The organism is Microcoleus sp. B13-B6, assembly GCF_036705405.1.
Lineage (GTDB): Bacteria > Cyanobacteriota > Cyanobacteriia > Cyanobacteriales > Microcoleaceae > Microcoleus.
Genome location: NZ_JAUBUJ010000006.1, coordinates 136,412 through 144,220, shown reverse-complemented (window position 1 = coordinate 144,220; position 7,809 = coordinate 136,412). Strand labels below are relative to the sequence as shown.

At 43.6% G+C, this 7,809-nt stretch carries 5 protein-coding genes and 1 pseudogene; 1 reads left to right on the top strand and 5 read right to left on the bottom strand.

Annotated elements, in window-relative coordinates:
- The 3 genes and pseudogenes from QUB35_RS04835 to QUB35_RS39080 form a co-directional block, all read right to left on the bottom strand.
- Window positions 1-250: pseudogene (locus QUB35_RS04835) on the bottom strand (SAM-dependent DNA methyltransferase); the annotation flags it as partial.
- Between the two features lie 226 nt (window positions 251-476).
- Window positions 477-3,110: a DEAD/DEAH box helicase gene (locus QUB35_RS04830; RefSeq protein ID WP_333139886.1), complete on the bottom strand. Its 2,634-nt coding sequence runs from the start codon at window positions 3,108-3,110 to the stop codon at window positions 477-479.
- Between the two features lie 174 nt (window positions 3,111-3,284).
- Entirely contained in the window at window positions 3,285-3,428 is a 144-nt protein-coding gene (locus tag QUB35_RS39080; protein ID WP_445243051.1) for a transposase, read from the bottom strand.
- A gap of 67 nt (window positions 3,429-3,495) precedes the next feature.
- Here QUB35_RS39080 and QUB35_RS04825 point away from each other — a divergent pair, with 67 nt between their 5' ends.
- On the top strand, window positions 3,496-4,977 hold the full coding sequence (locus QUB35_RS04825; RefSeq protein WP_333139884.1) for a transposase: 1,482 nt from the start codon (window positions 3,496-3,498) through the stop codon (window positions 4,975-4,977).
- A 423-nt stretch (window positions 4,978-5,400) separates the two neighbouring features.
- Here QUB35_RS04825 and holA read toward each other — a convergent pair whose 3' ends face one another.
- Together holA and dnaX are read right to left on the bottom strand one after the other, a co-directional pair.
- Complete coding sequence (gene holA / locus QUB35_RS04820; RefSeq protein ID WP_333139882.1) at window positions 5,401-6,357, bottom strand: DNA polymerase III subunit delta; 957 nt, start codon at window positions 6,355-6,357, stop codon at window positions 5,401-5,403.
- Window positions 6,354-7,769 (bottom strand): DNA polymerase III subunit gamma/tau, encoded by a 1,416-nt coding sequence (dnaX, locus tag QUB35_RS04815; protein WP_333139880.1) that lies wholly within the window; start codon window positions 7,767-7,769, stop codon window positions 6,354-6,356. The genes holA and dnaX overlap by 4 nt, the downstream gene beginning before the upstream one ends.
- Between the last annotated feature and the right edge of the window lie 40 nt (window positions 7,770-7,809).

Genomic DNA, 7,809 nt, shown 5'->3' with positions numbered 1-7,809 from the left:
GCTCCATCTTCCACCGCATCCAGGCATGAGCGGGGACAGCTTGACACAAAGCCCAATAATCCCACCTTCCCCATAAACATCGGTCTATTTGTGCGAGAATTGTTAAAAGCCAGCCCGGCTTTAAATCTCGTTTGAGGTTGGGGATTAAAGCTTGCTTTTTCTTTTGTTTATAGGGTTGATTTCTGAAATGTAACAGCGTTGACTCTCTAGTTTTGGAGTCAATGATTGGCAAGACAAGCTTGTTTTTCATTAGTATAAATCTGAAAAATGCACCCCTAAAAACCGCAGTAGCGGTTCGCACAATTCTATGTTGATGCAAGCAGCGTCTTGTTTAATAAAAACAGTAAAAACAAATTGAGAATAGAGCGTAGCTTTCTTGTTTGAAAAAAGCTACACTCTATTCCCACTCCCATTTTCCCTATTTCTCTCTCCCCATTCCCATTTCTCAGCCGTCTATTCCACTAAATTTTTGATATTTAAGGAGTAGAAAATGCTTCGCACAGCAGCAGCCCCACCTGCTTGAGTAAAGCTTTGTTACCATCAGGGCATCCCGACTGAATCAAACATTTAGGACAGCCAGAAGTGCAAGAACAACTGCGGGCTAACTCAGCAGCCGCATGAGCTAATTGAGGGAGAGAACGAAAAATAGCTTCCGAGGTTCCCGAACCTCCTTCTGCTAAATCGTAAAAGAGTCCTGCATAGTCATTTGCACCTCTCTTCTCTACCAGAAAATTCACATCATTAGCTGAAGCCAAAATAGTCAGAGGTAAAGCGGCTAAAATTTGATGACCGAAACTGTGAATAGCCAACAAATTAGCGGGGTACTCCCACAACTGCTGATATCCGGGAGGAATCGGCTGTTGAGACTGAAGCAATTCCTGGCGAGTAGCTGTTACTACCTGTTGCAGATAACATTCAACCGGGGAATTAAAACTAATTTGCAGTACAGGAGTCGCAAATTTGATTTCGTAAGGTTGCTCAAAGTTTACCTCATTAAGAACCGATGTTAGCTCAGCAGAGCGAGTTCTCTTGCCACAAACAGGACAGGCAGTACATTTTGGTAAATGCTCTTTGTAATTGACACACTTTCTATTGAGACAAGTTAACTCGTAATTGCGAGTTAATAATTGATAACCAGTGACGAGTTGGCTAATTTCTCCCCAAACCAGTTCCAGAATAGCTTGAGCTGGAATTGCATTACTATCCGTTGAATTGGTTTGAACATTTCCTTCAACTTCTGGAATAACCAACGGGATTTGTTGAGGCAAACTCAAATTCTGCTTGAGGCTGGTATCAGTGTGGCTAATCGCTACAGTAAACAGTCGAGTTTCAGGGGTGTTTTGCAAAATAGCTTTGCCATTCAAGAGTGAGCGCGAAGTATAAGTCACCAAACAGCCGTCTGAGTTTTGCGTGCGGTAAATAGCACCAGGAAATACCTCTCGATAAGCAATCTCCGCACTGAGGAGTTCAATCTCTTCTTGAGTCTCCGCATCCACCAGTTGTATCGTGCTAGAACCCGTTCCCCCTCGAAAGTTTACATCTTTATGGGGAAAGCCCTTAGCCCATAATTTATCCCGGCTTCTGTGAAGAACACCTTGCTCAATTAAAGCCGTTGCAATTTGAGGAGCGCTCTTGCCAAAGTAGTGCTTGAGTTTACTGACAGGAATGCCAGTTTCGACAGCCGCGCACATCAAATGTTTGGCAATATCTATGGGATAATTGGCATTAAAGCTCACCAATTCAGATTCGGCCGACAGCAACAATTCAGGGCGATCGGCAAAATAGTTATCCAAAGGTGATTGTGCAATGGGAATGAAGACAATTAAACCGGAGTTTGTGCGACCAGCCCTGCCAGCCCTCTGCCTGAAAGCTTGCAAACTTCCCGGCCATCCCCTAATAATAGCAAAGTCAAGTTGAGGCAAATCAATTCCTGCTTCGAGAGCGCTAGTGCTGAGGATACACTTAACTGTTCCTGACTGCAAAGAGTTAATAATTTCCATGCGGCGCTCGCTTGTTAAACTGCCGTAAAAAATTGCTACTTGCGACTCAATTCCCGAGTTAGTTTGAGTTACAGCTTCTTGCTTAAAAGTTGCCCACAAGTTCTTAATTGCTTGTCTGCCGTTACCGAAGCAAATTCCACTTTGCCCTTGCTGCAACAAAAACATAATGATGCGAGCAACATCGGAATTAGCATCATGAGTCGGTTTAGTAACAATTAATTGCCGTTCTGGGACAGCAGCTCCGCTAGAGTTAATCCAAACTAACTGCTCGGGTTTATTGATATTTCGCTTTCGACTTCTACCAGATAGTAACTTGGCTAATTTAACGGGATTGCCAACGGTAGCACTCAACATCAGGAATTGCAGTTTTTGAGAACAACCCCCGCGCTCGTCTACTGCCAATTTTAAGCGGCGAATTAAGCTAGCCATGTTAGCTCCGTAAACTCCGTTAAAAGTGTGAGCTTCATCTAGGACAATATAGCGGAGGCGACTTAAAAAATGCTGCCAAGGCTGACTCCAGTGAACGCCTTTCAGCGCATAGTGAATTAACTCTGGTGTTGCGCTGATTATGCTAGGGTTTGCAGCTAATAATTGTTCTCGGGTTTTGGGAGGAGTATCCCCAGTTAGAAGGGCAAGACGCGGGCGGGCAGGCTCAGGAATCAGTTGGAGCAAATCGGCAAGTTTTTGACTTTGGTCGGCTGTTAAAGCTTTCAAGCCATAAATAGAGAGTGCAGTAAATTGATGTTGGAGAATGCCCTCTAAAATAGGCAAGTACGCACTTAAAGATTTGCCAGAAGCTGTTGCTGTGCTGAGGATGACATCTTTGCCCTGGCGCACGGCTTTGAGTGTTTTAATTTGGTGCGAATAAAGCTGTTCAATGCCTTGGCGGTGCAAAGCAGAAATTATTGAAGGCGGCAAGTCTTGAGGAATTTTGTAGAGCTTAGGAGTTGTAGCAGTCGCGATTGTCTGATAAATAACCTCTTCGCCTAAAAACTCACACAAGTCGGCTGTTGCAGTTGGCTGCAAGTGGCTTGCTTCTGGAAAGTTATTTTGGTGAAAATCATGTCTGGCTATTAGTTGGGAAAGAAGGTTGATATAATTGGGAGGCATTGGTCACTCTAAGAATGAATCTTTTCTCTCTTACTACCGATAGGTAGGAAAAAGAACGAGAGAAGAAATTAATAAAAAAACTGGGAGTCGGACTGATTTTGGTAGCAATTATGGGTTTGGGTTCAGGAACCAACAAAGCGGTAGACTTCCACCTCACTGCGCGATTACAACGAGCTAATTACACTTATCTGTCAGTAGTTGTTTTAAGCGTTCGGCCACTGCACCAATCAACACCTTCTTGCGTCTAGCTGGAATCCAAATAAAATGGTATCTAATAAGCGTTACTGATGTAATCTTTAGTCTGTATTTATCTTGCATATTGATTGTCGTTAAGTCGTCAACATCTACAATAACCTCGTACAATAATTTAAGGAGGTGGTGCAATTTGCTTTTAAGCTTCAAATACAAACTTAGACCTAATCAGCAGCAATCCCAAAAACTAATCCAGTGGCTCGATATGTTGAGAGCGAATTACAATTGGTGCTTGCGTGACAGGATTGATGGTTGGCATCAGCAGTTTATTTGCGGTGATTATTGCGACTTGAGGACTCAGGTAGAAATAACGCCTTTGACTTGCGGTATTACTAAAGGAACCCAACTCGCCAACCCCTGGAAGGAGGGCGGCGGTAAAGCCCAAAAAGAAGGATATAAAGATACATCTCCTAAGCGGTCAGCATCATTAATGCAAGATGCAAATCTGCAAGAGTTAAAAGAGGCAAGACCTTGGTATCAAAGTATTGATATTGGAGTATTGCAGTCAATTCCAGCCAGAGTTAATGAATCCTTTAATAAGTTTTTTAAGGGCGCAGGGTTTCCGAAGTTTAAGCGCCGTCACGATTTCAAATCGTTTAGCTACAAACCAGGAAGAATCAAGATTAAAGGTAACAAAGTTTACCTCCCTAAAATTGGGTGGCTGCGTTTCTACAACTCTCGTGTTATCCCCGAAGGATTTGAGATTAAAACCGTAACCATCAGACAGAAAGTTGATGGATGGTATATCTCGGTCAGGATAGAAAACAAAGATATACCAGGCTTCCCAGTAATTCCAGATAGTGAAATCAAAACTATCACTGGCTGCGATATGGGGTTAGGTAAATTGGTTTATCTCTCTGATGGCAGCGCCATTGATAATCCGCGATTTGCTACCCACAAGAAAGCTAAGCGTTTGATGCGAATCAGACAGCGACGGGTTAGCCGTAAGCAAAAAGGTAGTAAGAATCGCAGTAAAGCTCAACTTAGAGTGAGCAAGCTGCACAATAAAATTCAACAGCGTCGCGAATCTTACCAGTGGGATGTAGCTAATCGGATTATTAAAAGATCCGATGCAGTTGTAGTTGAAGATTTACAGATACAAAACATGATGAAGCGGTGCAAACCTGTTAAATCTGAATCTGGTAGATTTCTCCCCAACTGTCAATCGGCTAAACGTGGTTTAAATAGTTCTATCGCTGATGCGAGTTGGTATGCGTTAACTCAAAAACTTGAATATTTGGCTGTGAAGTCAGGCAAGAAGCTGTACCGAGTTAACCCAAGGCATACCAGTCAAACTTGTAGCAAGTGTAAGCATATTGATAAAGATAGCCGCAATGGTGAAAAGTTTATCTGTACCAATTGTGGGCATATTGATGATGCAAATTTGCAAGCTGCAAGGAATGTGAAAGTTAAGGCGATAGAAACCTACAAGTTGAATATTGTCAAAAAGATTAAATCGAAAATGGTACGGCGGGACTCGTCGAAACCAGTACAGTTGAATCTCTTTGAGGTTGAATTGTACGAACGCTCGTCAGTTAACACGCTGCCTTTAAAAGGCAAACGGCGTGTGGGCGAGAACCCACAGGGCAAGCAATTGTCTCTTTGGGGTATTTAGAGCGAAATCTCTAAAGAATCCCATCCCCTTTAGGGGTGGGAGTGTCAACTTACAGATTATCCACTACCTCCGGTTGAGCAAATCTTGGGGTTTCTGGTTTGGATGATGCAGGAAAGATGAGCTGCTATTAAACAGAAATAGCAACCTACTGCTGCAATAAATAAAGTCAAAAATAGTTTGACAAATTCATTAGGATTTACGCACAATGTCCATATATGATGTGAATGTAGGGGCAACCCCCCGCGGTGCGCCCCAACATCGTTGCGTAAGCCCTAACTACACTTAATTAGTTCTGGACGCATAAACTCTATCTGTATGGTACACCGCCGCCCACCTTACCGATACTAATAGTGTTGCAAAGCAGTTTTTGCCTCCAAGATTGTTAATGAAAGACTGCCGAATTAACTCGGCAGCGCTTTCCTGTTATTTAAGGTGAGTGAGTTGAGTGATGCTGAGCAAAGCAGGCAACATCGAGTCAGGCTTATCTCCTGTTTTGAGAGCAATTTCTAAATCAAACAAAATGGAGAGCGATCGACTTAAGAAGTTCGCAGATACTTCCTTAACCTCCTGCTTAAGGAAATACAGCCGTTTGGGGTTACTAATTCCGCACATACTAGCAATTTCGCTATCAGAACGTTGTTGGTCAGGATTGATAGTAGCTTTTACCCACAGCCAAGTTTTAAACTGAGTTTGGAGAGTGGCAATAATTGCTAAAGGAAACTCTGCCCGAGATAGCAATTCATCAAGCACCTTAATTGCCGCCACTGCTTGACCTTTTAAAAGAGCTTCGGCAAGTTGAAAACAGTTGGCTGTGGTAGCTGGAACGAGGATTTTAGCAGCTTCTTTCGTAATGCGAGCGCCTGCTGCATAAATGGCTAATTTCTCCAGTTCACTAACTCTTCTAGCAGAATCGTTGCCAATCGCTACTGCTAGATAGCTGACAGCATCTCTGGCAATTGAGAGATTCTTTTGTTTAGCAGTAGCAGCGATCGCACTTTCAATCAAATCAGTACGCCAAGGAGGAATGAGAGTAAACTCCTTAAATTTACCAAACTGCAACAAATGCTTGACTACCTTGAGCCGTTTGTCGATAACAGCAGCAGTGAAAATTAAGTGCGTTGTAGCAGGTAATTGGGGCAAAATTTGCAGCAATTCTAGCCCCATTTCTCCAAATTGCTTGAAATCGCAATTTTCAACGACAATAAGTTTGTTTCCACCGCCGAAAGGAACTGAAGCAGCAGCAGAGAGGGCTGCATCCAGGGAAGAAGCATGGAAGCGATGGATGTTAAAATCTCGCCAGAGAGGATGAGTTTGAGTCTTAAACTTTTCAACTTCTTGTTCAATTGCGTAGGTATCATTCCCAATTAGGATGCTAATCATGCTGCTAACTCCTCCTGTGGTTTGACAGTAACAGTAACAGAGCGGCCTAAAGCTTTAGTAACGATCCGCTGCACGGATTCAAGGTGACTATGAAACTTGTTCGCGTATTTTCTTTCTACTGCTAAAACACATGAATCAGCCGAAAGTTCGGCAATTTGAGCGCGGTTTAAGAGGCTACGATTACCTGGTTTCGCTGCTGCTACTACTTGCGCCCAAGTTGTCTCAAAGTCAGGAGAATCTGCTTCTATTTTTTGAGGGGTTTTATCAAATTTGTCAGGCTGATTAGATTGGGAAGTTGCCGGCAACCGCGTTTCGGGGGCAGCGAGTTTGCAAGACAGCATCAAGTTCAGCAGACAGACTTCTAACCAGGTAGCAGCATTGGTGCTAGTTCTCAATTGAAATTCTGATTTTTGCAATTGTGTACAAGCCGCATCAATTGTTTCAAAATCGAGATGAAGAGCGAGCGAGCGCAGTTGTGAGTAGCCTACTGGCCCTGCAATTAAATTCTGGCAGTGGCGCGTTGATTTGACAATGAGCAAATCTCTCATTGCTGCTAGCAAGCTGCTGAGAATCAGTTTGGGAGTTTTGCCGCTGTCAATGAGCGTTCTCGAAGATTGCAGTACGCTTAAGGTATCGCCAGAATGAATGGCTTTGAGAAGGGCGATCGACTCTTGCTCGCTGATACTGCCAGATACTTCTGCAACTTGAGTTAGGGTAATCTCTGAGTTTAGCAGTGAAAGCTGAGAGAGTAATTGCAGGGCATCTCTTAACCCTCCGTCGCAGGTGCGAGCGATCGCCCGCATCGCCTCACTTGCGATCTCAATAGATTCAGCAGAGCTAATTTTGTGCAATTGTCCGATAATAGCATCAACTGACAAGGCTCGGAAGTTAAAAGTTTGGCAGCGGGAGATAATTGTCGGCAGGACTTTATGTGCTTCAGTCGTACAGAGAATAAACACCACATGAGCCGGAGGTTCTTCAAGGCATTTGAGGAGAGCATTTTGAGCGCTGGTACTGAGTTGGTGGCACTCGTCTAAAATCCAGATGCGGTAAGGGCTCATCGCTGGCGCAAAGTTGCTGTGTTGTATTAATTCTCTGGCATCATCCACGCCATTGTGAGAGGCAGCATCGATTTCAGTTACGTCTAAGCTTGAACAGGAGTCAATGGTTTTGCAGCTTGAACATTCCCCGCAAGGAGTGGCGGTTGGCTTTTTGTTATTCAAACAATTGAGGGATTTAGCAAGGATGCGAGCGGTTGAGGTTTTGCCTGTTCCTCTGGGGCCAGTAAACAGGTAAGCTTGAGCAATTTTGTCGGAGGTGATGGCATTGGTCAAGGTTGTTTTGATGGTATCTTGACCCACTAATTCTTGTAGGTTTTTGGGGCGGTATTTGAGGTGCAGTGGTTGGTACATTTTGAGTCGTTAGAATACTTCTGGTAACTATTCCCCGATA